The organism is Candidatus Lokiarchaeum ossiferum (assembly GCA_025839675.1).
Classification (GTDB): Archaea; Asgardarchaeota; Lokiarchaeia; order Sigyniarchaeales; family Promethearchaeaceae; genus Lokiarchaeum; species Lokiarchaeum ossiferum.
Window position 1 is genome coordinate 3,714,988 of the sequence record CP104013.1, and the last position, 26,121, is coordinate 3,741,108.

Sequence of the window (26,121 nt, forward strand, 5' to 3'; positions counted from 1 at the left end):
GTATGTCTCATCTTTTGAAAGAAAAGAAAAGAAATAGGTAAAATTAGGAAATTATTGACCGTTCTTCTGAAAATTGGAGATATTCTTTGGTATCAATAATTTGCTTGAGGGTGTGAACGAGATTCCAAACTTCTTCATAAGTATTATATAATGCAATTGGTGCAATACGGATTACATTGGGGGGCCGAAAATCGGGGATAAATCCGTGGTGAATTAATGCTTTGTTAATTCGGTAAGCATCTTTCTCACGTTCTAATGCAATATGTCCACTACGACGGGTAGACTCTAAGGGGGTTCCAATCATGAAAGAATAGGGATCTTGTGAAAGAAGTTCTTTAACGAGAAAAATGAGATATTCGGTCATATGGAGCGATTTTTTCCGAATTTGTTCTATTCCCGCGGCGAGAGTAATTTCCAATGCGCCTTCAACCCCTCCTGCAGCAATTATTCCAGGGGATGAAATCTGCCACCCACCAGCATTGTTCGCTTGTTCAAATTGTAATGCCATATCAAATTGTTTTTCTTTAATATATCCAAACCACCCGATCAAGCCATTTTTCTTACTAAAATGACGTTCATTGATATATAAAAACCCTGGAGCACCTGGACCACTATTTAGATACTTATAACTGCACCAGAATGCAAAATCGACGTCCCACTCATCAAATTTATGGGGAACTGCGCCAACCGAATGGCAGCAATCAAATCCAATAACGATGTTACGAACATGGGCTTCTTTTGTAAGATGTGCAATGTTTAATAATTGGCCACTTCGATACAACACTGAAGGAAGAATAATTAAAGCGATATCAGGCGTCATCATTTCGATGATTTTTTGTTCATCTAAGGTTTTACCATCTTCACTGGGAACTAATACCAAGTGATTTTGGAGGTTCAAACCCTTCATTTGAATCTGCCCGCCAAGAGCATAAAGATCATTCGGAAAATTCAATTCATCGGCTAATATTTTGGTTTTTGCTCCTTCAGGTTGATAAAAAGTGCTCACTAAGGAATGTAAATTGATTGTGGTGGTTCCCGTCATTACTACTTCTGAAGGTTTCGCCCCCACTATCGGAGCTATTTTTTCCCCCATCCGTTCGCTAAAATAAAACCAAGGAATTTGAGCATTTAACCATCCTCCAATACCCATAGATTTCCATTCATTTAAAACTCGTTGAATCGCTATTTCTGATTTTCGGGGCATTAATCCTAAGGAATTTCCATCCAAGTAGATTTTATCTACGGGTAGGAAAAATTGTTCCCGAAAGTGGTGTAGTGGATCTTTGCCATCCAAACTTTGTGCAAATTCATGAGTGGATACAAATTTATCAGCGCCAGGAAGAGCCATGAAAAAATTACGTCTTGCTGCAATATAAATGTTAAGCTTTCAAGAGCACATGATTTTAAAGGTTGAAAATTTTGTCCAATTTCGAATTAAAAACTTAAATGTAGAAAAAAGGGATATTTAGATATACATAAGCAAAAGTAGGTAAATCGGAAAAATGGTCAAAAATCATACTTTGTCTACCAGAAAACATTTGTTAATTACATTAGCCTTATTTTTTCTCACTTTTCCCTTTGTAACTGGATTGAAAGAGCAAAATATTCCAGTGTGGAGTCATTATATTGAACCAAATTATCTGCAACATGGAATAAAAATAATGAATGAAAATCAACATCCTACTTACAGTTATCTAAAAGAATCTCATCAATTAGATTTTTCCTTAGACAAAAACTTCTCACTTGCGTGTTCAGATGGTTTGTATGAATACAAAGAATTTTATAATACCTCAAACTGGGACGATGTGGATTCATTTTCCCCCTATCAAATTTCACAAAATCGAGATATAGAATATAGTATGGCATACAATATTTCAGATACTGCGCGAAATTCCTTCACTATATCGTTCGAAGATATGTTTCTCATATATCCTTCAGAAAGTGTAATAATTGATAATTCTGGCAGTGATCCTGTTATCAATAATCTCTTAGGATATTCAAAATCTCCTTATTCAGAAGCCACTTTTTCCTCAACTAATATTTCCTCTGAAAAAATATCCTCATCTACCATAAGAAATGGATGGTCTTCTAATTATGCTGGTTGTCTCATCGAAGGTTCCTCATATAATGGCAGTGACAACAAGATAAATGTTGCTATTCAAAATACCTTCGATATTTCATCTCAAAATTCATCCTTATATTTTTCTTTATTCCTATCAAACTTAGATCAGCTTGAACTGCTTTTTAATAATAGTATTTTACCAGACAAGACTCAATACGGTTTGGGAGTTAAAATTCATTTGCATACAACAAATCTTGGAGATTCAAGTTATTTCCCTAAATTTATAAGTGAATCTTCTTATAGATCTCAAGGTATGTGGAATCTTTTTCCATTGGATGAAGGATATGGGGTTGAAATGTTTCACTTTACAGATTATCAAGATCCGAACCTTGAAACCTTTTATTTTGTTTTTCCAAGATTAAAAATTGGGCAATATAACAAACTATTTTATAACTTTGAACTCAAATTGAATCATGATTCTATTAAAGTGGGGGGTTTTTCTCTTGATGATCTTGCATCTATCCCATCTTATTCTCCTTTATTAGTTTTAGTTCTATTCTGCACAATAACTGGATTAATCTATGTCGTCAATACAAAAAAAATTCAAAGTTAAAAGAAAAAAAGATTTAAGAAGGGAATTACTCTCCGGAAGAAGGAATTTCCTTCTTAGCTCCCAATTTACGATAATTTGCGATGAGGAATGGAATTAAGATCACAAAGGTTGCCGCTCCTAGCACTAGCATCGTTGATAAGAGGGAATTAAGTCCAAGTAAAGAAGAATGATCCATTGAGTATCCTGTAAGCAGTGCAAACCCCATATAAACCAAATTCAAGCAAAAATTGATAATAGAAAGGACTGTAGCCCGACGATCTGAGGGAATATGGTCATTAGCATATTTGTCCAAAATTGTCCACGTATAATCACGGGTGAAGAAGAATATAAACACAAATGCCAAACTCAATGGTGTAGTTAGTAACACCATCAAGAATAACATCACCCCGAAAATTATGGTAATTCCGTAGAAGGACCCTTTCTCCCCAAGTTTTTTTTCAATAGAAAACCGTAATGGGGCGAAAAATCCAATTACGCCGCGGGTAAATGCAAAAATGAGTCCGAAATAAATCACTGGGATATTAATCTCAACGAGATAAAAGGACTCCATCATATTGCAAAATAACATAGGAACAGTCAGCACTAGGACCCAAAAGATAGTGATGAATCGAACAATATGATTTTTCCAGACAAAACATAAGGATTTACCAATTAATTTGTATTGTGCAGCGACAGTTTTTGATTTTTCGAAAGTTATTGGCTCTTTCATTGTAAATGCGATTATTCCTGCGATTGTTAAAGTAATTCCATGTACCAAGTATGGTAATCTTATGTCAATTGTATAGAAAATTGCACCTAAGATGGAAGCCAGAATAATTGCAATGGATGTAATGATATCTCTTCGGCTAGTATATTTTATATATTCTTGATCTTTATTCATTTGCTTTAGTGTATCATAAAATAGTGCATTGATTGCTCCAGAAAGGAATGAATCACCAAAACCCATCAGAATTGCTGCAAAAACATATCCGTTGAAGGTTGTAAATACTGCTGTTAGGATTAAACTTAGACCCCATAGTCCCATTCCGAGACTTGTGGATAATTTTCTACCAAATATATCGGCAAAAGCACCGCTCGGAATATCTGTAAAGAAAATCACTGCAGAAATAATTGCTTCCAATAAACCAATTTGAGTAAAACTAAGTCCACGGGCTTGGAAGTATAGAATTCCGACTGGCATAGAAATCCATAAATTGCGAAAGAACATCGCAGCGAAATATTTTTTGACGTTGCTTTGCATAGCTTGATTGTGATTAGAGTCCATATTTTGTTTGGTTTCATCATTAGTTGTCATTAGTATCAGCGTTTATTGTGAGTAGATGGAAAAATGTAGTAGTAAAAGTGTGCTTCTTTAACTTTAGCTATTCGGATTGTTCTCCTCGGGTTAGATGCTGCTCTAAACCACAAGTTTTGCAGATGTATAGATTATCATGTAATAGGAAAAGTGGAGAATTACATTCTTCACATTGCCCTGCTTGCAAATGGATCTCACTTTTAGACCATTTAGCACACGATTTCCGGTTTGACTTAGTCATTTTAATTACCTTCTTTTTTTCAAATGTTTAACCTCAATTTAAAGTTAATAAGTTATGTTTGATACTACATAGAATAGTACATAATGGCACAATCTATGTTTTCTGAATATGCCATTCGAGGTAAAAAAAGAAAGGGAAGGAAAAACTGTGGACTATTCCGGTTTGAAAGCTTTCAAACTAAAGAGAAAAGGCATGTTAAATTTCTCCGGATGTCGGAAATACCAGTGCTTATCCTCGCGTAATTCCATATCGGGGTGAACTTGGAAAGAACTAAAGGGATGTTCGTTAAAATATTCCATGTGAAGACCAGATGTAAATAATCCATTTAAGAGTTCCATGAGGGTATGTTGCCACTCGTAACTCTTGGTATTTTGGATCTTTTCTTCTGTGTCTACATAAGTACGATCATTGTCTATAAGTTCTGGTTCTTTTTTCACAAAATAGGGCCCTCCAACTCTGTAGCTTTCATCATCCTCAACATCCATAAGCATCCCATAAGGATGAAATTCTGCCATGTACAGGAATCCACCCGGGTTTAATCGATCGGCAATAACTTCAAATAACTTTGGTAGATCAGGAAGCCAGCAAAGAAGTCCATAGGTCATGTAGACAATGTCAAATTTTTCTTCGATCAATTTTGGAACATCGTATACATTACCTTGCATGAATTTAGCGGATAACCCTAATTCCTCATTCGTTTTAGTTGCCATATCTACCATTCCTTGGCTAAAATCAACTCCAGTAACGTGGGCACCTTTTCGAGCTAATGACATAGAATCCAACCCAAAATGACACATCAGATGCAAAATCGATTTTCCCTCAACATCACCTAGCTCCCGTTGTTCAAGTCCATATAATGAGGTTTTTCCTTCCTTAAAGCCTTTTACATCATAGAACCGGGATTTTGAATGGATATTGGCCATTTCATCCCATCGACGTTGATTAATATCAAACTCAGAAGTATTTTTCATAAAGGGGAAAAGGTATTTTGATTATTAAGGTTATCTAAAAAACCAAACATTTGATAAATTACATTCGCAATCATACTATAATTTAGTTTATAATTTACTTTTTCTTTTTCAATACATTTTAGATGGTAATGTGCTCCATACAAACCCCGTTTCTTCATATTTTTCTTCAGCATGTGTTATGAAATCCACATAAGTTGGGATTCCTCCTAGTTTTTGATAAAATTCACACGCAGAATTTTGACTTAGTGCCCAGATCAGCATAGATTGATATCCTAGTTCTTCAAAATACTGGACGACTTTGAAAAATAGTTGTGTTCCAATTCCTTGCTGCCAATATTCTGGTAAAATGTACATGGCATAGAGTTCACCATCAACCACATCTGAATAATTTCTCGGAATTCCGCACCAAGTGTACCCGACAATCCTTAGATCCGAATCTTGAATAACAAAAATGCGACTTGGATCGATCTTGGTTTGATTAATCCGCTTTATCCATTTCGGAACCCGTTCTGGAATTGTTAAGCTATCCAAATAGTGATCCGAAATCAAATTACGATACGCTTTTTTCCAACTCAAAACACGTACAGTTGCAATTTCTAACGCATCTTCCAGTCGTGCTACCCTAATATTCATATCCATCAAAATGATTTAAGCTAAATGAATTTTATATTCTTTCATCGATTGAATCCAGTTTTGAAAATATTTTCTAATTACACCCATTAACCATAACACCATAATTGAATTTCAATGGGAGTAAATATTACAACTTGAAGGAGGCTAGTTTTTAGCAAAACATGTTTTATTATCACTTGATCAAAATGAAATACCGAAAACTGTTTGATGAAGACACTTCCATTTTAGGTTTCGGATGTATGCGTTTACCTACAATTAAAGAAGGAGACACAACTAAAATCAATCAACCTGAAGCGATTAAGCAAATTCGCCATGGAATTGACCAAGGGATTAATTACATTGATACCGCTTGGCCATATCACAATCAAGAAAGTGAAGTTGTGGTTGGAAAAGCATTGCAAGACGGTTATCGTGAAAAAGTAAAATTGGTTACCAAAGCCCCCGTTTGGGAATATAAGGTCCCAGAGGATTTTGAGAAATATTTAAAATTGCAGCTAGAAAAATTGCAAACCGATCATTTGGATATATATTTACTCCATGCGTTAAGCAAAATGCGATTTTCGAGGGTTCAAGAATTAAAATTATTCGAACAAGCCGAAAAAGCTAAAAAAGCAGGATTGATCAAACACTTTGGCTTTTCTTTTCATGGCAATTATGAAACGTTCATCGAAATAATTGATGCATATGATTGGGATGTGACTCAGATTCAATTCAATTACATGGATGTCAATTCCCAAGCAACTGAAAAGGGATTGAAGTATGCGGGAAAGAAAGGTATTCCTGTCATAGTCATGGAACCTTTATTGGGGGGAAAGCTTGTTCGACAAACTGATGAGGGCCTAAAATTCTTGAACGAAGCAAAAACACAACAATCCTTAGCTGCATGGGCACTCCAGTTTGTGTGGAATTATTCTGAAGTTAAAGTGGTATTGAGCGGAATGAATACGATGGAGATGATTGATGAAAATTGTGCAAGTGCTGATCGTGCGGGAATCAATTCTCTTTCGGATGAAGATCTTGCCACCATTGCTGGACTTAAAGCTTCCTTTGAAAAATTGATCTATATTCCATGCACTCGTTGTGAATATTGCATGCCTTGTCCTTCGGGAGTGAATATTCCAATGAATTTACGCGTCTTAAATGAAGCGGTATGGACAGGGTCTGCAGCTTCCATGCAAAGCTGGTTTGATGGGTTTGCTCAAACAGAAGAAGCTTTAGCCGAAAAACCCAATAATGGGGCTGCTCAACTGTGTATCGAGTGTGGTCAATGTTTGGATAAGTGTCCTCAATCGATCAATATTCCTGAAGGATTGAAAAAGGCAGCATCTGTTTTTGTTGATGGTGTAGATCCCAAAAGCATTGTCTAACCTGTGTAGAAAACCTTTTTTTTCACATTTTTAAAGTAGTATTTTTTTTTACACCAATGATTTTTTGAATGAGTTTTTGAATTAACGGATAAAGAAGAAGAAATTGAAAAAAGAAAAAATATGAAGGTATTTGTGATATGCGACTACAATTTCTTATAATCCCATGATTAAATGATGTGATTCGACAGAATGGCTCCAATTTTTGAAATAGGCGCGAAACAGATTGATCAATTTTTCGAACATTTAGGGGTCTCCAATATCTATAAGAAAAACACATTCATATATATCCCTTACATTAGAATAATTGTAAAATTGGGTTGAAATATTTTCGGTATTGCTAGGATATTGTGCTAAAATTCATGATTTGAATAAAAAAAGAATTTAAATAACTCGAAATTATTTGTTCATTCAGATGGTTATATTATCAACTAGATAATTATCTAGTATAAAAAAAAAGAAAGTATTGAAATTAGTTCTTTTTTGCTTTATAAATAGCCTTACCTGCATTGGAAAGGAGTTTTGGTAAAGCAGAACTATAGGCTCTAAATTCAATATCATTTTTCGTCTCAGCGGCATTTTTTAGTTTATTGATGGCATTCTGTAAGTTCAACTTATCCGATTCTGGGAGATATTGGCTTTCTTCAGTAATTATTTTTTCTGCTCGGGCGATATAAAGATCATTAAGTTTCGCATTGACTTTCTTTTGTTCCCGCTTCGCCTTTTTGATATTACTTCCAATAGCCATTGCAGTGGTCGCTTTTAGTCCCATTTCTACAATCATTAGTTGAATATTGCGATGACCTCCTAAAACTTCAGAAAGTCGGCTTAAATTTTCTAAACGATTAATTATATTATTTGAACCTGGTTCATTGATGGCTCCCCGACCGCCCATGACTTGCACAATTTCATAGGTCGCTTTGTGAGCCATCTTCGTTGCTAAATATTTTCCTTGGGCTGCTGAAACTGCTAAAGTGGCTTCGTCCATTGGATCTGGAGTTTCTCCCTTATGAATTTTAGATCCGACTCGTTTATCATAAAAATCAGCAATTTGCATGGCAAATGATGTGTAGGCAGATAATTGTGCATAGATGTCTGCTAAGACATGGCTGATTCCTTGGTATTTAAAGAGGGGTTTATTAAATTGATGACGAAGTTGGGTATAAATTGTCCCAGTAGCTAACGCATGCCAAAGACTTCCAAGAGAACTTGAGATGATCGTAAATCGTTCTGGCGTCAATCCTCGGAAGAGTCTTTTATACCCTTCTCCTGGTGGGGCAATCATGCGATCCTTTGGCACTGTTACATTGTCATAATTCACTTTTGCTATTCCTACTCCATGGGCAGCAGGAATATGTAATCGTTCAGTGGAGAGTCCTTCATCTTCCCGTTTGAAAAGAGATAGCATCATGGTTCTGCGAGGATTTGACACATCCAATACTCCATACGTGCTGAAGTAGTCGGCAACTGCACCATTAGTGGTATAGATTTTAGTTCCATTATAAGTAACATCACCGTTATCAGCAATTGATGCAAGCGTTTTCATATTAACTGCGTCACTTCCATGTTCCGGTTCTGTAATTCCAATTCCTCCGATTTTGGTTCCTCGGTAGATTGCATGCAAAGCTTTTTCCTGTATATCAGAGCGTTTAGGATTGTGATAAAGGGAGTTTCCCACTAAAATCGATGATGCACTCATGGACATATCTACTTCTGGAGCCATACCACCAACAGCTAAATTCAGTAGCATCTGAGTTTTGCAAGATCCGTAAATACCTTCGTAAGTATTCATACGTTGAAGCATGTAATGTTCTCCCAATTTTGGAAGAATTTCATAAGCATCTTCTATATTCACTTGAGGGGCCAGTTTCTTGCAGACATCTTGAAATCCCATAAAAGTGTCTCGTTCTTCTTTATTTAACAATGGAAAGATGTTGGAATTAATAAAAGAATATCGGTTTCCCAAGCTCAACCCTTTCTCATAGTTCTTCTCTAATAAATTACCATAAATTGCGTCATTTAACTTCATATTTTTCATTTCACATCTTGATTAAAATTCGAAACTTAGATTCACGTGAAAATGATTACTATTCCAATTTAAGCTTCTCACTGAAATAAGATTAGGAATAATCGCAAAAGTTTGAAGAGGATTAAATGATTGAACCAACTTGTTATTTCTACCATGTTTCTAAATTAAACAAATGTATACATGACTTTTGAGGTTGAAAAACTAAAAATTTAAATCACCATATAATTTTTTTACGCATTCTGGACAAATTCCATGGGTGAGCTCTGCATCGGTATGAGTATGCAAGTATTCATCAACTCTATGCCAATATCCCTTGTCATCTCGCATTTTATGACAGTTCGAACAGATTGGAAGTAATCCTGAAAGAGTTTTAATATGTTTAAGTTTTTCTTCCAATTCTTTTTCCCGTTGCTTTAATTCTCGAAAGATGATATTATATGGATTTTTTAAGCCGATTATGAGAATGGATTGCAAAAGGATAATATTCGCTAAAAATTTGAACAAATGGCCTATAACATTAGAGATGCCAAATACCGATATATAAAAGGTAAACGATAGCTCCGATAAAGCGGTCAATATAAAAAACAGATATAAATTCCATCGAATTTCTTGTGGAAATTCTTCTTTTCGCGATCGGAGTAGAAAAATGCTACCAATTAATCCTAAGGAAATGACGTATTCACTTATTTTCTTAAATGGTGTAAGACCTTCCCCTTCGATAAAACAAACAGGGAAAATTTTGAAAACGAAAATGGCTAAACTCACAAGAAGTGACACAACGGTATACAGAAGGAAAACAGTTATCTCATGATTTTTGTTTTTTCGTATTGTTAATGCGAGAATAATTGATATTAATTGTAAATAACGCGATGCGATCCATAATTGGGTAGGTAAATTTGCATCAAATCCTTCAAAGATATTCATTCCTTTGTACGACAGAACGTGTAATAAATCAATCATACCAATGAAAAATGATCCAATTCCTAAAAAAAGGTAAAAAGGATTTTCAATACGATTTCGGGATAACCAATAAAACATAAAGATACTAAATCCTGTAGCGATTGAAAAAATCTCAATTAAACTGTGAAACACTAAAAAAGAATATACACTCAGGAGATAAAACCCTACAATTGTTAAAAATAGAAAACTCCCATATTTGATTACTTTTCTTCTTTCCATCTATCATGGTTCAATACCTATTCACCTAAGTATTTTTTCAATTGATTGATGTTAAAATGCTGAACTACGATTTTTCCCTAAATTTATGCATTAAATCACATCTAAATTTAATTGTATTAGCGCTTTGTTCAGTAATGGCAAAAAAGCACCCATATTGTAAATGGTATTGTAGACCTTTTCAATTCCATATTTATCATGTAATAACCCCCAAATTTCGTTTCCAAAACTATAAAATCGACTTTGCTTTAATCGAGGAGACTCATCTGGAGATTGTTCTGCAGTTTTATCATTCATCCAGTATTTTTGAAAAAGGGCCATTAATTGATCTTGAGAAGTAATTTCTCCATTGCGAATCATTTGAATATGATTTCTGAACATCTGGAAAGTATTTTCAAAATCGTTATTCAAGTATTCCCATGAAAATCGATCCAATCCAATATTTTCTGGTAAATCAAGATATAATGGTTGGGACAAAATTCCCTTAGCATTATTGCAATATTTAACTGCTAATCCTTCACCTGAGAAAAGAAGGAAGAATAATTGCTCTAAAGGCATGTTCACAATATCAAGACTATCGTGGATTTCATTCATTGCGATATGATGAATTTCATGACCAATACAAAATCGGATTTGTTCAGGTGTAAATTCCTTGATTAATTGAATGAAATCAAAATGAATATATTTTCGTCCATCTTCAGTTTGATGGGGGTAACCAAATGACATACCGATTCCAACCGTAAATAGAAATGTGACTTTACCGAATTGAGTTCCCTTGGGTAATCCTTTTAGAGCGAGATCCCCTTGTTCCTTAATAATCTCGGGTGTAAAAATACTTTCAATCAAATCCAATTTAGACTGATAGTCATCTACATGTTCTATCAAGTATTTGAAGTGATCAAATCGCACTAGTAGATCTTCATTTTTTATAGAACTCTTCTCTATGGATTGGAAGTTAAGAATAAAATCGATTAATTCCGATTTTTGAACCCGATTTCCATATCGGGAGAATTCAACAACATAATCTGGGTGATCAAGAATCTCTTCTAGTTGTTGACGAATCGCTATCTTGTTTGCATTTGGCTTTCTTAAGTTTTTAAAAATTAGTATCATCTGTTCCAAGGTGGCCTTTTGAAACGAGATTTGTAATGGTTCTATAAGATTTATTTTTTGCATTTTTTTTTCCCTTCCATTTTTATAATGATAAACTAATAATATTCGTTTTTTATAATAAATAACGAATTTTTAATAATGATATATCAACACAAGTATTTAAATGATTCGTTTTTTTATAGTAAAGTAGAATCAAAATATGAATAAAAAAAAAAAAAGTTCTTCTGAAAATAAAGGACAATCGTCTAAAAAATTCAAAAAGTCGAAAGATGAGAAGACTCCCCTTGAATTGCTTCTTAGTAAGACAAAGTTTCATATCTATAGTTATCTTGAAATGTATCAACAATTAACCAGTGCCGATTTTGAAAGATTGCTAAGTAAAAGTAAATCCACGATTCACACTCACTTACAAGATCTGATAGAAATTGGTATTATTGCAGTTCCAGAAATGCGGGATATTAAAGGAAACATGATTTATCGCTTGGCAGAAGACTACAACGAAAAAATAGGGGATTTTGATTCAGATGTAGATTTTAGTTCCCCAAATACTTCCGAAAAAGATCTCCTTAAAATTATTCAAATTGAGAGTGCATTTGCAAAGATCAATCAGGCAAATAGTCAATATCTTGTGGATTTTGGCAAGAAAATAAATGAAATTGCAAAAGCTGGCCTTGATTCAAGTAATTTAGCTATGTTACGTGATATGACAAAACTTAAGCGAGATAAAAAAGGACATCTCATAAAAGATGATAAAGGAAATAATATTTCCCAGTTTGATCTTTTAAGCTCATTTAATTATATGTCACGTGCTGAATACCTAATTTTCCGGGAAGAGTGGAGCCATTTTTTAAATAGAGTAAGGAAGAAATATGAGGAACTTCGTGAATCGGGAGATGAATTGAGTCAAAACGATGAAAAAGTTATGCTCGTAACCACGACTGGAATGCCCATTAAACGGTTACTTGAATTTTTAAATTAATTTTTTCAATATTAAATCGACCAGGAACATTTGCATTTACGTTTAGGATATGAAATTAACATCCTCCTATATCCAATAAAACCAAACATTTAATTTTCACTGGTATACAAAACGTTTAAAAACCACATTTCACTTTATTTGAATACAACTATCCAAGTTGGAATTTCACTATGGTCTCATCTAAAAACTATCGCGGATGTATTCTCACTCACGGCGCAGATAATATTGCCGTTCCAGTGGAGACCATGTTTCCTATTTGGGAATAGATGCATATTTCTTTTTCCGGTTGTCTTTAACTCTTTCAAGATGAGACCACATTTTCGAGTTAAATATTTCACCTGATTCAGATATGATTATTGTCATCACTTTTATTCGGAAGAAAACCCCATGCACCTAAAAATCAAAAAAATTACTTATTACTCAATCGCTCAATATTAGTTTAGTGGCATTTAGATTCTTTCTTGTGCTAATTTGGGCAACGTAACCTTTATATTTGATTAATTCCTTATTATTTCATAACATTTTCATTTCTAATGTGAATTTAGTTGATTACAATGACTCGAAAAAATATCAAAAAATCTCGATTACCAACTCTATGCTTTATCGACGATAGTGCATGTGTGGGGGTAAATCCTGGCTTCCCGATGACTATTCGTGATCGAAGCCTGGCAGGGATGATTGGTAATTCGCGAGTGAAATCCACTAATCTTCCCTTCTAATCGTAACACCAATGGTTAGATGAACTAAAAAGTATTTTTCGATACCAAATTTCTATCGTTAATGCTTTTTGATTCCAATTTCTCTTCTTGGAGGAATTTGAGCTTCTTACCGATCATTCTTCAACCAATGAAAATTTTTTTTGTAATTCCTGAGGGCATCCTTGGGACCTGAGGTGATTAAACTCAAAACCAAAACAATGAAAAAATTATAAAAAGGAAAACCACTATGTCAAAAATTGAATTGGCTTCAAAACAAACGGAAACACGAGTGAAACAGGATGATAGTTCACTCAAAAAATACAAAAGGAACATCAATCTACTCCATGTGTTAAGTTTTCTCATGGGAGTGCACTTCTTCGGTGCAGTAATGATTGCATTCTTTGAAGGATGGGGAGGGATGACCTTCACCCAAATCATGTTACTTGAATCTATCTTCACAGGAGCAATCTTCCTATTTGAGATTCCTACAGGAACAATAGCTGATAAATTTGGAAGAAAATTATCTTTGAACCTTGGTAACGCTATAAATACAGTTGCTGTTCTGGTTTACATTGCATATCCAAATTTTTGGATCCTTGCCTTGGGTGAAATCATATGGGCATTAGCCGTAGCTCTCAACTCCGGAGCATACGAAGCTTTAGTCTATGATTCACTGTTGGAGCTTGGGCGCGAGAAAGAATCGAAGAAAATATATTCTCGAGTTCGTAGTTTAAGTCTGGGAGGCATGGTCATGGGAACTATTGCGGGAGGTTTCATAGCATCTACTTGGGGTGCTTGGTCTACTATGGCACTCTCAGCAATTCCATTGGCGTTGGCTGCACTGTTAGGAATGTTCCTAGTTGAACCAACCCAACATGAGCAATCCAAGAAAGACTCCCCTTGGCAAATATTCCAGAAAGGATTGAAAACAATTCGAAAAAATAAAGGTTTGAAACGGATCATAATGGATTCAATCATCCTCTCGGTGATTGCTTATTATTCGGTCTGGTTATGGCAATCTCGACTTATGGCTTTAGGTGTCAATATGGCGTATTTCGGATTAATCCATGCAAGTATGGTCATCATTCAGATCTTATTGCTGAACATGATTCAACCTTTGGAAAAATTGCTGGGATCCAAGAAAGGCCTCGTGGTTTTTACCGGAGTCGGAATGGGTGTAGGATTCGTTCTCTTTGGAATCACTGACAATGTAGCATTTGTGATCTTAGGTATTTTACTTGCCGCCGGACTCGGAATGAGCCGAAGAACGTTCATGACCAACTATATGCAAAAACACATCGATTCGGGACAACGGGCCACAACCCTGTCCACCGTTTCTATGATGCAAAAATTCTTGCTCATGGTGATCAACCCTTTAATCGGTTATCTGACAGAATACAGCATCACTGGTGTCCTATTGGGATTGGGAGTTCTGGCAATCCTTTGGAGTTTATTCACTCCAGTCAAAGAATCCTATTTGGAAGATTAGGTGTAAATTCATATCTTCTCTTTTTTTTGATTTAATCAATTAGTAGTATTGAGAAAGTAATAAAAAGCGTTGTTTTTGTGCAAAAAGTACCTTTTCGAGATATGACATTTAAAACCGATTAATGGCAATTATATTTTTATGGATTATGAAGAATTACAATTTTCACAGGATTCTCAATTTGAATTCGAGAATGTTGGAATCAGTGGAGATTTACCCATTCCTGTATGGTATGCTGCTGGTGGATTGTTTACTTTAGGGGGTATTTTCGTGCTATATACAATGATTAAGGAATATTTATTCGGTGATCATAGTTTTGACAGCTTCCTTATTGGGATTCTTATGATATTGATGCCATTACTCTTTTGCTTCATTGGTTTGAGTATAATAGAATTTTATGCCAATAAAAGTAAATATACGGATATTATGTGGGGATTAGCCCGATTTTCCTCACATTCAATTGAATTGTTTGATCCTGCCCATGAGCCGACGATGACAATTCCGATCGAAAGTATTCGCAAAGTTAATTTGGCAAGTAATGTCATGAAGACGTTTCTAAAAGAAAACCCCAAAAAATATCTTACTCAGTCAAGTGTGCATTATTATATTTATTTGGAATTAGTGGATGGGCAAAAATTACTTCTTGGAAAGGCTTATCGGCGAGGTGGAATTCAATTGGGGAGAGAAGTTAAGCTTCTGCAATCTTTTTTTGCGGATAGACCTCAAATGGACTATATTTATTCAAAAACTTTACGAACGAGAGGAATTTTTAGTAAATTATTAAAAATAACTGGAGCTTTGGTAGCGCTCTTTGCAATCATCGTATTCATAGTAGGTTCTTAATTATTTTTTTGTTTTGTTTTTCCAAATTACACATTTTTAACTTCTAAACAATCATCACTGCAGGTTAATTAGCTTCACATTAGTCTATTTCAGAAAAACAATAGAACTTAAATTTTGAACTTTGAGATTTAGTTACATTTACCTTTCACAATAGTAGATGAATTAATTTAGAAGACATGTTTCACAAAAAAGTGAAAAAAAATAGGTTTACTGAATTGTGCCATTCAAAATTCCTTTTACTCTTAATTCTGCCGCTTTATGAGCCTTTTTCTTTGTATTAATAAACATATAAAGGATTATCCAAATGAATGTTCCTCCAAAGGCTGCAAACATTAGAGGTCCACCTATCCATCCTTCTGTTTCTGATGTAAAGTAGTTATAAAATGGAATGATAATTATTGCCAAGAAAAAGGCAACAGCTAGACCAATTGGTAGATAACCTGAGCGAAATTCCATTTTTTCAAGATAGCAGTGAGGACACACTCGATATCTGCGCCTAATTCGAATGTTTCCTCTCTTTCGTGTAAAAGTATAAAGTATATTACATGAATCACAAACTTGTTTTTTGCAATAATGACATGTTTCTACAGCCAGCCGATCTGGGTGATTCGTACACATTTCGTCCATATGTTGTCCTAAACAATGATCATTAATATAATATTTATGTTGAAAATGTAGGAACAACACCATTTTTTGTGCAAATAGTACACCTCACTAAATTTGAAATTTTAAACAAGGAAAAAATTCATTTTCCCTTATGATTGAAATTAATTGAGTGTGATATTGAAGACTTATCTAAGTTGAAATACCGATAAACACTTCAATAAATCCTTCACGAACAAAATATGTAAAATAACTGGTTTTATAGTCTATATAAATTGTGTATTCAAGCGAGGACTTTACCAAAAATCTTTATGAAATTTCCTGATATTGTAGGTTACTTAACATTTGGAACTTGTTCACTCCAGTCAAAGAATCTTATTTGGAAGATTAGTAATTCCCAGTCTTCCCACTTTTTTTTCCTTTCTACAACCACAACTAAAATTTTTCAAGGGGGATAAGTGTCTAGAACTGTTTAAATTGTCATGTTAAGATTAGTCATTTGAGATGCACAACTATGAAAAATAAAAAACCCATGCTCATAACAATATCATTATTAACTATTTTAACTGTTTCTGTTATTGGAGTTCTTGCTTACAATTCCAATCTACTCAATCCTTCCCTTTCTCAAGACGAAGTGGATGATCTTCAGTTTAATCGTGAAGAGGAAAAACTCGCACGTGATACCTATCTAACTTTATTTGCAACATGGAATATCTCTGTGTTTGAAAATATTGCCCGAAGTGAACAAACTCATATGGACTCTATTGGAGATCTGCTTGTTCAATATAAACTCGAAGATCCTATTGTCGATGATAGTATTGGGAATTATAACAATTCCATATTAACCGATTTGTACTCAGATCTGATTGCTCAAGGAATTAATTCAACCATTGAAGCTTTAAAAGTGGGTGCCTTTATCGAAGAGATGGATATCAAGGATTTACAAGATTTCATAAGCCGCACCGATAATACTGCTCTTATTGCCACATATGAAAATTTGATGCGGGGCTCCCGGAATCACTTGCGTTCTTTCATTAATACCCTCGAAATTTATGGTGGATCATATCAACCCACTATTCTTTCAGAAAGTGAATTCAACTCCATTATTTCTACTCCAAATGAAAAGGGTAACATTTAATTTTTTTTTTTTGAATTATTTTCTAATTGCATGATCTATAAATTGAAAGAATTTATTTTGACTAAGCATTAATTGATCCAAATGGAAACAAAACTTTCATCTTATCTACTCAAATTGAAAAAAATACTAAAATTTCGAAGTCAATTGATATAGCCTTGGTTGCGGAGAGTCTGGAAATTTCCAAAAAAGAATTATTGGAACTATTGATAGGGTGGGGAGAATTTCTTTCTTTCAAAATTGAAAAAGATCATATTGTCGTCGATGATCTTGGGAAGTTTATTGAGAGTATTGATTCTCAATTTGCTACCTGGGGTGAAATATCATCTTCAGATCGCAAAGATGGGAAAATTTATGAACATATCAATAATCAAAACGAAATTGAAGAAACCAATGAAATATCCAATATAAAGCAATCAAATTATCAACAAACTATATCAGAAAGAATTATTCGAGAGACTGAAATTGTTTCATTCCATCAAATTCCATTGATTCGGCGGGATGCAGAAGTCTTATCAAAGATAGAATCAAGACTTCCGATTCGATACTTTCTGCTCCTCATATGACATGGGATACCTTTGGATTTATTGATAAAGAAAATCGTGTAATTAAATTAGGACTTTACCATAATTCTCTCACTTCACTTCCAGATATTATAGGAAACTTAACATTACTTGAAGAATTATATTTCAGTAGTGATCAGATCCCCTTTCTCCCTGAATCGATCAGAAACTTAATATCACTAAAAGAGATACATCTCAGCTTCAGTTCATTTTCCTCCATTCCTGAAAAAATTAAAAAATGGCTTAAAGAACTTAAAAAGATGGGTTGCATCATCTACTATGAATTGAAAAGCTAAAATTGGGAAGAAAAACGAATGCAAGATAAATTGAATAAAGAATTATGGAATAAATTACTCAAAATCCGTGATAAAAAGCGACGCAGAGCAGTTTTAGTAAAAATAGGTTATTCTCCCATAGAAATCGAACATATTTTAGCTGATCTCCACATTCACAGTCGGGCGAAATTAAAATACCCCCGCGCTGAGCAGATGCAATTTACTCAAGCTGGATTGGAACAAGCCTCTTCTAAATGGCTGGCGGAATATCGCACTTTGAAGATGAAGCAAAAAATTCCCAAGATTTCCCAAGTGTTAGAAGTATGCTCTGGGATAGGGGGAGATACTATTGCTCAAAGTCTTCGATGGAAGTTACTCACTGTGGAAAAAGATCCTGAGATCATTGCATTGCTAAAGCATAATCTAAATGTGTATAATCTCCTCGAGAAAGTGCAGATCATCGAAGGTGATATCTTAGAATTACTTCAACAAAAAAAATTCATGGATAAACTCACCAATATCGATGCGATTATTTTTGACCCTAGTCGTCGCCATGGCTCTGATCATACTGTGAAGATTGAAGAATATCTCCCTCCCCTCTCGATTTTATCTGATTTAGAGCAAATTTCACCCAACATTGTTGTGAAAATAGCACCAGGAGTGGATTTTTCTCATATTCCTTATACTTGCGATATTGAAGTCGTATCCTACAAAGGGTCCGTCAAAGAAACCATGTTATGGTTTGGCAAGTTTATGCAGTCTGAAAAGCAAAGCATTATTGCTACCAAGTTACCTGAGAATATTTCAATAATAAAACAAGACTCAGTTAGCGTTCCAACTCTAACTGGTCCCAAACAATATATTTACGAGCCGGATCCTGCTTTCATTAAAGCTCATGTTATCAATGATATTGCCAATGAACATAAATTAACACTTCTTCATGAAAAACTGGCGTACTTAACTAATAATGTTTTTGTTAAAACTCCAATTTTGAAATGTTACCAATACATTGCTCACTGTGATCTCGATTTTAAGAAAATAAATAATCTCCTAAAACTCCATCAGATAGGAAGGCTAGACTATAAATCCCGGGGGGTCAAAATTGATCTCAAAACCGTCCATAAATCTATTGAATATCATGGCAAAAGGCAAGGTATCCTGATTTTTACCCTCGTGTCTCAAAAACCTTCAATAATTTTGTGTAAGTATTGTTAATTATGCGAATGACTTAAATAGGGTATGTATTAAAACTGAATCCTTCTTAACTAATGGATTTGAGTTTTTTTTCCAAGTATTTAATTTCACTTTCCTTTGTTTTGAGCTTGAAATTTTGATCCGTGTCCAGATCTTTAAGCAGCTTCTTCTTCTTTTTTTCGTGCCCTGTTTTTGCCTCTTTCATAGCAGTGCTAATTTTTTTGTGAGTTTCTTTTGCTTCCTTTAATTCTGCTTTGACCGCAAAGTAGTGGGTTTCTGCTTCTTTTAGTTTTTGTTGTTTAAGGGTGATATTTTGATTCGCTTTCTCCATAACTGAGCTATAATTGGTATTTAGTCCATTTAGCTCTTTTTGCAAATTAGCCATTAGTTTATCCTTTTCAACGGCATAAAATTCTTTGATTTTAAGGATTTCTTGCTCGAGTACTTCTTTTTGTGAATTGATTTGGGTAACTTCTTCTTGACTCATTATAATTTCAGATCCTAGATTACATTTTGCAGTTAAAGTTAAAAAAGGATTAGGGAAAAATTAACTCCTTCTTTTTTGACTACTTCTTAGTGGTTCGTTCCTTGATAATCAAGGCTTTATTGATTTTCTTCAGAATTCCTTTCAAGTTGATTATATCTGTAGGATTCAAGGCATCAATGACACTCCGAATCTCATCCTTCTGGATATCAATCGCTTTGGCATAAAGATTATTTCCATGCTCTGTTAGAACAATTTCCACTTTTCTTCGATCCTTAGGGTTGGTTTCACGCTTCAAAAGACCTTTATCAACGAGTTGATCAATAATTCCGGTTGCAGTTCCTGCTTTTAGCTTGAAATGGTTTGCAAAAGTTTTCATTGTGGTTCTTTTTTTTGTTCCAATATACAGGACTATCTGAAAATATCTACCGAAGGGATCACGAATTAATTTATAATTATCATGCTTTACAAACTCAAGTAATTCCGGACGATTTACTAATAAAACATCTCGAACTTTATGTAAAAGAGTAAAAAATGAGGAAAGAATCTCATCTTCATCTTGATTCATAATAATATTTAGTATAAAATGACTATTAAATATTTAATTTTCCAAACATTCAATTTTTTTAAATTTTAGAATTACGAATAGTTCGGAATACGAAGTATTTTTATATTAGTTTTGTCATTAGAATCTTACTATAGATACTTCTATAAAATTAAAAACAATATATATTAGGAAATAATTGACTCACAAATGACAAAAACGGCTAAAGGTTACAGCAACACTATTTGGAACGGTGTTTTACGGGATGAATATGCCCATAGTACTTCCATAACTAACATTTCACAACAACAAAGAAGCATCATTTCCATTACCGATGTAAAAAAAATTTATAAACTTGGGGATATAGCTGTAAATGCACTGGATGGGGTTTCCTTTGACATATTTGAAGGAGAAATTGTTTTCATTCAAGGTCCTTCAGGGTCGGGAAAAACCACTCTTCTTAATCTTATTGGGGGTATTGATACTATTTCTGAAGGAAATATCAGAGTGTGTGATGATACCCTGCGTTCTATGTCCGCAAAACAGTTAACAATGTATCGAAAACAGCGCTTAGCATTTGTTTTTCAGTTCTATTCTCTCATTCCCACCCTTACAGTTTTGGAAAATGTGGAATTGACTATGGAACTCATGAAATTTCCACAGAAAAAAATTCGAAAGGATGCGGAGCATTTCATTGAAATGGTTGGTTTGAAAGATCGTCGGAATAATTTTCCATCCCAACTTTCAGGAGGGGAACGTCAACGCGTGGCAATAGCCCGCGCCTTGGCAAAAAATCCCGATATTTTATTAGTCGATGAACCAACTGGACAATTAGATCAAGATTCTGGGGTCAAAATTGTGGACTTAATTCGGACTATTGCGAAAGCCCAAAATAAAACGGTGATTTTGGTCACCCATGATTTGGAAATTATTAAATTTGCAGATCGGGTCATAAAATTACGATCTGGTAAAGTAGTGTCCGATAGTCCGCTGGAAGGGAGTGCCCAAATTGAAAGCTATATATAAGGCAGTATTACGGGATATTTACTTTCACAAAGGAAGGAGTTTTATTACCTTCTTTGCGTTATTTTTAGTGATCGCTTTCCCAATTGCTATGTTTTCAACTAGTCCTTCAATCGAAAACTCGATAGAAACAAACTATGAAGAATATCATCTGGCTCAACTCGATCTTTTTCTGGGCCCCGTTCATGAAGACCTCACCGATAATATTTCTGACACAATTTTGGATACCATTGGGACTTCTCCAGAACGAATTCAAGCCCGTTTAAATACCAATACAAAACTCAACCATGAGGATACATGGTATTCAGTCCATACGCTTGGGGTTGATCCAAACAAATCCTACGATATCAATGAAGTAGAAGTTATAGAGGGGCATTTTGCCATGAAGGAAGGCGAGATTGCTATTTTAGATACCTTTGCTTCGCATCTGAACGTCTCCCTTGGAGATTCACTGACCTTTAATTTGAATGAAAAGAATGCAACCTTTTCCATTGTGGGATTAGTGAAAGCAATAAATTACTTGAGTTATGAACTTATACAAGAAGGGGCCGTCTATCTAAATGAAGCCGATTTACGGGACCTAATGGGATATCCAGAAAATTATTACAATGAGGTTGTGATATATTTTTCTGAGAATACCACTGATGATGAAATTGAAGAATCCTCCATTGATGTTAGAGATTTCTTGGAGGATAACCACATACCCGTATACTTAGTTTGGCATACTCGTGTTGTATCTTATAGTGCTGTGCTTTCCGATGCACTCAGCTTAACTTCGAGTTATTTAGCCACTTCAGCGATTCTAATAATCATAATTGTGGGTATCGTTATTTTTATTATCACAAAACGCTATGCTATCGAACAACGAAAACAAACTGGGATGCTGTATTCTTATGGATTTTCTTCTAAAACTATTATGCTTGCGTTCCTCCTCCGAACTTTTATTCTCTCGATATTTGCTATCATCATTGGATCCGTTGCTGGTTGGAATCTGCTCAAACTTCTATCTTCCTTTTTAGGGAATTTGTGGGGTTTGATGGATGTGACTGCTATATTAACTGCAGGGGTGCTCATCGAAGTGATAGTCTCCACATTTGTGGTATCGTTGCTATTTACTTTCCTTGCTGCACGCGAAAATGTATCACTCACACCTTATGAAGCAATCCGAGGAAAGGCCAAAGAATTTTCCCAAAAACTAAATTTCAGCTCCATGCTTCGTTTTCCAATGCAGCTGAAAGTTCCTATGCGAAATGTGTCACGCAGTAAAATGCGCAGTATTTTGACTGTCTTGGCATTTAGTGGATCAATTATGCTATCATTCTCTCTCATTAATACTCAAACCTGCCTTTCGGCCACTCAAGAGGATTATTTTTCCAAACTCACATGGGATGTTCAGAGTGTTTTTAATACGCCCGATTATTCAGATAGTATTTATGAAGAGTTGAAAGAAAATGAGGCCATTGTCACCAGTGAACCGTTTCTGAAACTTAATGTCCAATTTTTCGAACAAGTCGAACAAATGACAAATCTTAGGGGATTCTTGTCAAATAGCACTTTAAATGAAATTGATCTTCAAGAAGGGACTGGTTTTTCTGAAGATATTAAGAATGAAGTAATCCTCTCCCAATATAGTGCGGATAATCTTGGATACACCGTTGGGGATAATTGTAGTTTTTGGTTATTTGATCGTCAAATTAATGTGACCATCGTGGGTCTTAGTCGTACCATGGATATGCCAATCGCCATGTATATACAGTTGGAAACCTTGGAAGATATCTTTGGTTTTATGCCGATTAATGGCATGTTGGTGGATGTACAAGATGATGAGCTTGATGATTATATGGATGATCTTAATGAAAATCCTGATGTGCAATTTGCTATCAAAAAAGCTAAATTTGTTGTGCAAATACGACAAGTGATAGCGTCTCAGACTGTGATTGTGAACATTATGGTTGTTTTAGGACTAATCGTCTCTTTCCTCTCAATCTTTTCCACCACATTAATCATTGTAATTGAACGGGAGCGGGAATATGCCCTGCAAAGGGTATTTGGTTTTTCAACGTGGCAAATTCTGACTCAAATTTTCCTTGAGCTGATGTTCTTAGTGGTAATCGCTTTAGGACTTGGCTATCTCTCTGGGAATTATCTAAGTATCTATTGGAAAAATTTAGTAGCTCGAAATTTCTTTTCAGTGGATACCTATTTCATATGGACCGATTATGTTCTTCTATTTATCTTCGCCCTCGGCGGCAGCTTATTTTCCCTATTTCCAGAGTATAGGTCCCTCCAATCCCAATGTTTGGCCGAAGGAATTAAAGAAGAATAGGAAGATTTATTGGATCTTTCGTTTTTTTATTCCAATTGTTAAACAAAACCCATTTGAACCAAACATTCTTTCAGAAAACCATGGTATCAACCAACTGAAATATCTTAAACATCCAAATTTAACAACTGGTCATCCAACATAGTTTAAATTGGAAAATACCTTTTTTCACTTTTTCAATCTGTTATATCAAAACGGCTAAAAATTTGGCCTCGTTTTTTTATCTATGATCGAAATTCCAACCCTCCCCTCGGCGAGGTTAGTCTTAAGAAAACCAATGGAAAAGGATGCCATCGATCAATTGGAGTTATTTCGAGATCCAGAGGTCATGCGTTTTCATGGAGAAGAACCCTATCAATCTCTCCAAGAAGTAAAAGATGAGATTAATGCTTTTGTGGAGCTTGCTGAAACGGAAGAAGGGATGATTTGGATGATCATTTTAAAAGAAACAGATCAATGTATTGGAGATATCGGATTTTTTAAGTGGGATAAAGCCAATTTCCGATGTGAAATTGGGTTTAAACTCAAACGAGATTGTTGGGGGAAAGGGTTAATGTCAGAGGCAGTCACAACGATTCTTGATTTTTTGTTTAATGAACTTAATTTAAACCGGGTGGAAGGATTGGTAGATCCGAACAATCTGCCATCTCAGAAGTTATTACGTCGCTTAGGTTTTCAAATGGAAGGGGTTCTGCGTGATTATGAGTTTGAAAAAGGTCGATTTGGCGATCTCCAGATGAATTCGTTATTAAAACGCGAATGGAATAAATAAGGAGTTATAATTTTATTCTTCACCTATACTAAATATCTCTCTAAGTTTTTTTAAGAAATTTATAATTCATAATCATTATCCTTAAGATTTACTTCATCTTCACTGCTTTTATGAAGTCAATTCCCCATTCAATGTTAAAAATTAAGAAAATTTATGATATTATTATCCCCGCTGGGAAAATTCTGCAAGATATTGATAAAAATCATCAATTTAATGACAATCTTCTCGAAAATCGAACAGTTAAACCCCAGAATAAGGAAGTATTTGCGATAATCGGAATTTTAATGTGGATGTTCATGATTAAATACTTGCTTGACTTCTTAGGTGTTTTTGGGGAGATTTTATTTTTTCTATTAATCCCCCTAAGTGCGTTAAGCCATTTAGTCGGTGAAGTCGATGAATTTCAAAAAAATTCTCCTGCTCCAGAAGAAAAATTTCCTCGGGCTCGCGTTATTGAAATTTTCCTATTGCAGATAATTTATATCGGGTTTGCGTTTTTCAGTCTTCGCGGATTTATTGGACACACTATATTAGCAGACACAGTAGCAATGGATATTGGATGGCCGATTGGGAGTCCTTTTCAAATTGAACTTGCATTTTATCATCTTGGTCTTGGAATAATGGGTATTCTGTGCATTTGGAAGCGAGATTCGATCTGGATCGGCTTAATTTATTCGAAGTCCATATTTCTTTTGGGAGCAGCGGGTGTTCATTTTTGGGACATTTTTGCAAATCAAAACCATTCCCATGGGAATACAGGAACGATATTGTATCTTCACGACTTAGCCTTACCGATAATTTCAATAATACTTCTACATATCTATTTAAAGTTTCAAGGTGAATGGAAGAAAAATGAATAAAAAGGACCGCTTGCTTGATCTTCTAACTCCCATTTTTGAGAAAGCTATTAGAGAGAATAATAGCAATTCTTTATACCAATTTCTCATTCAGAATTGTGAACTCCCTGGAAGGAGAGCTAACTTGGAATTGGCTCATGCCTTCAGTATCTGTGTAATGAATGATAAAAAAGCACTTTTAAAATCAGCAAAATGGCAATTATTAGAAGGGTTGGTCAGTGTTTCTGAAGCAGTTGCTCCTGTTAATTCGCCGAAAGAGTTCTTACCCTTTAGTGGTTATATTGGGATGGGGGGATTTGTTAAAAAGAATCCCGAATATTTGGACAAAGTTTTGCAACACTACAAAAATGCGGCTGTTGATGGAAGATGGCGGGTAAGGGAAGCGATTGCGCAAGGAACCAAGTATTTTATTGCTGATCACGCCGATTCTATCTTTATTGAATTCAAAAAATGGGTGGATGAACATGATTTTATGTTAATACGTGGGGCTCTAGCAGGGTTAGCAATTCCTTCTTTTTTAGAAGACCAAAAGTATTCTGTAAAATTGCTCGATCTACTCGGTGATGTAATTACAATTGTCCAGCAAATTGAAGAAGTCCATTATAAAGATGATAAATTTATTATTCTTGAAAAAGGATTAAAATTTATTATTAGCGTGGCGGTAGCTTCCAATCCACGGTATGGATTTGAATTGATGTTCCATTGGACTGATGGAGCTTCCTCAAAACTAACAAAAATATTAATGGAGAATTGTAAGAAAGCACGAATCGCAAAAAAATTTCCTCAAGAAGTTCAAGCGGTTATGAAAATTTTGAAATCTAATTAAGGATTACAATTGTTTTTTAA

Annotated in this window: 26 protein-coding genes; 15 read left to right on the top strand and 11 right to left on the bottom strand. The window is 34.8% G+C overall.

The window, feature by feature from the left end:
• Positions 1 to 43: 43 nt before the first annotated feature.
• Positions 44 to 1,348 carry a kynureninase gene (gene kynU / locus NEF87_RS15640; protein ID WP_457916547.1) on the bottom strand — a complete coding sequence of 435 codons (1,305 nt, stop codon included), beginning with the start codon at positions 1,346 to 1,348 and terminating at the stop codon, positions 44 to 46.
• Between the two features lie 154 nt (positions 1,349 to 1,502).
• On the opposite strand from kynU, the gene NEF87_RS15645 reads away from it, so the two are divergent.
• On the top strand, positions 1,503 to 2,675 hold the full coding sequence (locus NEF87_RS15645; protein WP_457916548.1) for a hypothetical protein: 1,173 nt from the start codon (positions 1,503 to 1,505) through the stop codon (positions 2,673 to 2,675).
• A gap of 25 nt (positions 2,676 to 2,700) precedes the next feature.
• Here the strand turns inward: NEF87_RS15645 and NEF87_RS15650 are convergent, their stop codons facing one another.
• From NEF87_RS15650 to NEF87_RS15665, 4 genes are all read right to left on the bottom strand, one after another.
• The gene (locus NEF87_RS15650) at positions 2,701 to 3,969 is read right to left on the bottom strand and encodes an MFS transporter (RefSeq protein ID WP_457916549.1); all 1,269 of its coding nucleotides are present in this window, start codon (positions 3,967 to 3,969) and stop codon (positions 2,701 to 2,703) included.
• Positions 3,970 to 4,036: 67 nt separating this feature from the next.
• A complete protein-coding gene (locus NEF87_RS15655) occupies positions 4,037 to 4,210 on the bottom strand; it encodes a hypothetical protein (RefSeq protein WP_457916550.1) in 174 nt (57 codons plus the stop codon).
• Between the two features lie 152 nt (positions 4,211 to 4,362).
• Positions 4,363 to 5,181, bottom strand: coding sequence for a class I SAM-dependent methyltransferase (locus NEF87_RS15660; protein ID WP_457916551.1), 819 nt, complete (start codon positions 5,179 to 5,181; stop codon positions 4,363 to 4,365).
• A 108-nt stretch (positions 5,182 to 5,289) separates the two neighbouring features.
• A complete protein-coding gene (locus NEF87_RS15665) occupies positions 5,290 to 5,814 on the bottom strand; it encodes an N-acetyltransferase family protein (RefSeq protein WP_457916552.1) in 525 nt (174 codons plus the stop codon).
• A gap of 185 nt (positions 5,815 to 5,999) precedes the next feature.
• On the opposite strand from NEF87_RS15665, the gene NEF87_RS15670 reads away from it, so the two are divergent.
• Entirely contained in the window at positions 6,000 to 7,181 is a 1,182-nt protein-coding gene (locus NEF87_RS15670; RefSeq protein WP_457916553.1) for an aldo/keto reductase, read from the top strand.
• Between the two features lie 469 nt (positions 7,182 to 7,650).
• Here the strand turns inward: NEF87_RS15670 and NEF87_RS15675 are convergent, their stop codons facing one another.
• The 3 genes from NEF87_RS15675 to NEF87_RS15685 all read right to left on the bottom strand — a co-directional run bounded on the left by NEF87_RS15675 (position 7,651) and on the right by NEF87_RS15685 (position 11,559).
• The gene (locus NEF87_RS15675; RefSeq protein ID WP_457916554.1) at positions 7,651 to 9,207 is read right to left on the bottom strand and encodes an acyl-CoA dehydrogenase family protein; all 1,557 of its coding nucleotides are present in this window, start codon (positions 9,205 to 9,207) and stop codon (positions 7,651 to 7,653) included.
• 201 nt (positions 9,208 to 9,408) lie between these two features.
• Positions 9,409 to 10,386 carry an MASE3 domain-containing protein gene (locus NEF87_RS15680; protein WP_457916555.1) on the bottom strand — a complete coding sequence of 326 codons (978 nt, stop codon included), beginning with the start codon at positions 10,384 to 10,386 and terminating at the stop codon, positions 9,409 to 9,411.
• A gap of 90 nt (positions 10,387 to 10,476) precedes the next feature.
• A complete protein-coding gene (locus NEF87_RS15685; RefSeq protein ID WP_457916556.1) occupies positions 10,477 to 11,559 on the bottom strand; it encodes a DUF5700 domain-containing putative Zn-dependent protease in 1,083 nt (360 codons plus the stop codon).
• 136 nt (positions 11,560 to 11,695) lie between these two features.
• Between NEF87_RS15685 and NEF87_RS15690 the strand changes: the two genes are divergently transcribed.
• From NEF87_RS15690 to NEF87_RS15705, 4 genes are all read left to right on the top strand, one after another.
• Complete coding sequence (locus tag NEF87_RS15690) at positions 11,696 to 12,475, top strand: winged helix-turn-helix domain-containing protein (protein ID WP_457916557.1); 780 nt, start codon at positions 11,696 to 11,698, stop codon at positions 12,473 to 12,475.
• A gap of 554 nt (positions 12,476 to 13,029) precedes the next feature.
• Entirely contained in the window at positions 13,030 to 13,194 is a 165-nt protein-coding gene (locus tag NEF87_RS15695; RefSeq protein ID WP_457916558.1) for a hypothetical protein, read from the top strand.
• Positions 13,195 to 13,420: 226 nt separating this feature from the next.
• Positions 13,421 to 14,662 carry an MFS transporter gene (locus tag NEF87_RS15700; RefSeq protein WP_457916559.1) on the top strand — a complete coding sequence of 414 codons (1,242 nt, stop codon included), beginning with the start codon at positions 13,421 to 13,423 and terminating at the stop codon, positions 14,660 to 14,662.
• 138 nt (positions 14,663 to 14,800) lie between these two features.
• Positions 14,801 to 15,502: a hypothetical protein gene (locus tag NEF87_RS15705; protein ID WP_457916560.1), complete on the top strand. Its 702-nt coding sequence runs from the start codon at positions 14,801 to 14,803 to the stop codon at positions 15,500 to 15,502.
• A gap of 207 nt (positions 15,503 to 15,709) precedes the next feature.
• On the opposite strand, the gene NEF87_RS15710 is transcribed toward NEF87_RS15705, so the two are convergent.
• Complete coding sequence (locus NEF87_RS15710) at positions 15,710 to 16,192, bottom strand: hypothetical protein (RefSeq protein ID WP_457916561.1); 483 nt, start codon at positions 16,190 to 16,192, stop codon at positions 15,710 to 15,712.
• A gap of 427 nt (positions 16,193 to 16,619) precedes the next feature.
• Here NEF87_RS15710 and NEF87_RS15715 point away from each other — a divergent pair, with 427 nt between their 5' ends.
• From NEF87_RS15715 to NEF87_RS15730, 4 genes are all read left to right on the top strand, one after another.
• Positions 16,620 to 17,243 carry a DUF2202 domain-containing protein gene (locus NEF87_RS15715; RefSeq protein WP_457916562.1) on the top strand — a complete coding sequence of 208 codons (624 nt, stop codon included), beginning with the start codon at positions 16,620 to 16,622 and terminating at the stop codon, positions 17,241 to 17,243.
• A 155-nt stretch (positions 17,244 to 17,398) separates the two neighbouring features.
• Entirely contained in the window at positions 17,399 to 17,806 is a 408-nt protein-coding gene (locus NEF87_RS15720; protein WP_457916563.1) for a hypothetical protein, read from the top strand.
• Positions 17,803 to 18,099, top strand: a complete 297-nt coding sequence (locus NEF87_RS15725; RefSeq protein ID WP_457916564.1) for a hypothetical protein — start codon at positions 17,803 to 17,805, stop codon at positions 18,097 to 18,099. Before NEF87_RS15720 ends, NEF87_RS15725 begins: the two co-directional genes overlap by 4 nt.
• 18 nt (positions 18,100 to 18,117) lie before the next feature.
• Positions 18,118 to 19,293 (top strand): hypothetical protein, encoded by a 1,176-nt coding sequence (locus tag NEF87_RS15730; protein ID WP_457916565.1) that lies wholly within the window; start codon positions 18,118 to 18,120, stop codon positions 19,291 to 19,293.
• A gap of 46 nt (positions 19,294 to 19,339) precedes the next feature.
• Here NEF87_RS15730 and NEF87_RS15735 read toward each other — a convergent pair whose 3' ends face one another.
• Both NEF87_RS15735 and NEF87_RS15740 read right to left on the bottom strand, forming a co-directional pair.
• The gene (locus NEF87_RS15735; protein ID WP_457916566.1) at positions 19,340 to 19,759 is read right to left on the bottom strand and encodes a hypothetical protein; all 420 of its coding nucleotides are present in this window, start codon (positions 19,757 to 19,759) and stop codon (positions 19,340 to 19,342) included.
• Between the two features lie 79 nt (positions 19,760 to 19,838).
• Positions 19,839 to 20,324 (bottom strand): MarR family winged helix-turn-helix transcriptional regulator, encoded by a 486-nt coding sequence (locus NEF87_RS15740; protein ID WP_371802357.1) that lies wholly within the window; start codon positions 20,322 to 20,324, stop codon positions 19,839 to 19,841.
• 186 nt (positions 20,325 to 20,510) lie between these two features.
• Between NEF87_RS15740 and NEF87_RS15745 the strand changes: the two genes are divergently transcribed.
• The 5 genes from NEF87_RS15745 to NEF87_RS15765 all read left to right on the top strand — a co-directional run bounded on the left by NEF87_RS15745 (position 20,511) and on the right by NEF87_RS15765 (position 26,101).
• Positions 20,511 to 21,326: an ABC transporter ATP-binding protein gene (locus tag NEF87_RS15745; RefSeq protein ID WP_457916567.1), complete on the top strand. Its 816-nt coding sequence runs from the start codon at positions 20,511 to 20,513 to the stop codon at positions 21,324 to 21,326.
• Positions 21,310 to 23,649, top strand: coding sequence for an ABC transporter permease (locus NEF87_RS15750; RefSeq protein ID WP_457916568.1), 2,340 nt, complete (start codon positions 21,310 to 21,312; stop codon positions 23,647 to 23,649). Before NEF87_RS15745 ends, NEF87_RS15750 begins: the two co-directional genes overlap by 17 nt.
• Positions 23,650 to 23,872: 223 nt before the next feature.
• Positions 23,873 to 24,418: a GNAT family N-acetyltransferase gene (locus NEF87_RS15755; protein ID WP_457916569.1), complete on the top strand. Its 546-nt coding sequence runs from the start codon at positions 23,873 to 23,875 to the stop codon at positions 24,416 to 24,418.
• A 110-nt stretch (positions 24,419 to 24,528) separates the two neighbouring features.
• Complete coding sequence (locus NEF87_RS15760) at positions 24,529 to 25,278, top strand: DUF6790 family protein (protein ID WP_457916570.1); 750 nt, start codon at positions 24,529 to 24,531, stop codon at positions 25,276 to 25,278.
• Positions 25,271 to 26,101 (top strand): hypothetical protein, encoded by an 831-nt coding sequence (locus NEF87_RS15765; protein ID WP_457916571.1) that lies wholly within the window; start codon positions 25,271 to 25,273, stop codon positions 26,099 to 26,101. The genes NEF87_RS15760 and NEF87_RS15765 overlap by 8 nt, the downstream gene beginning before the upstream one ends.
• Positions 26,102 to 26,121 lie beyond the last annotated feature (20 nt).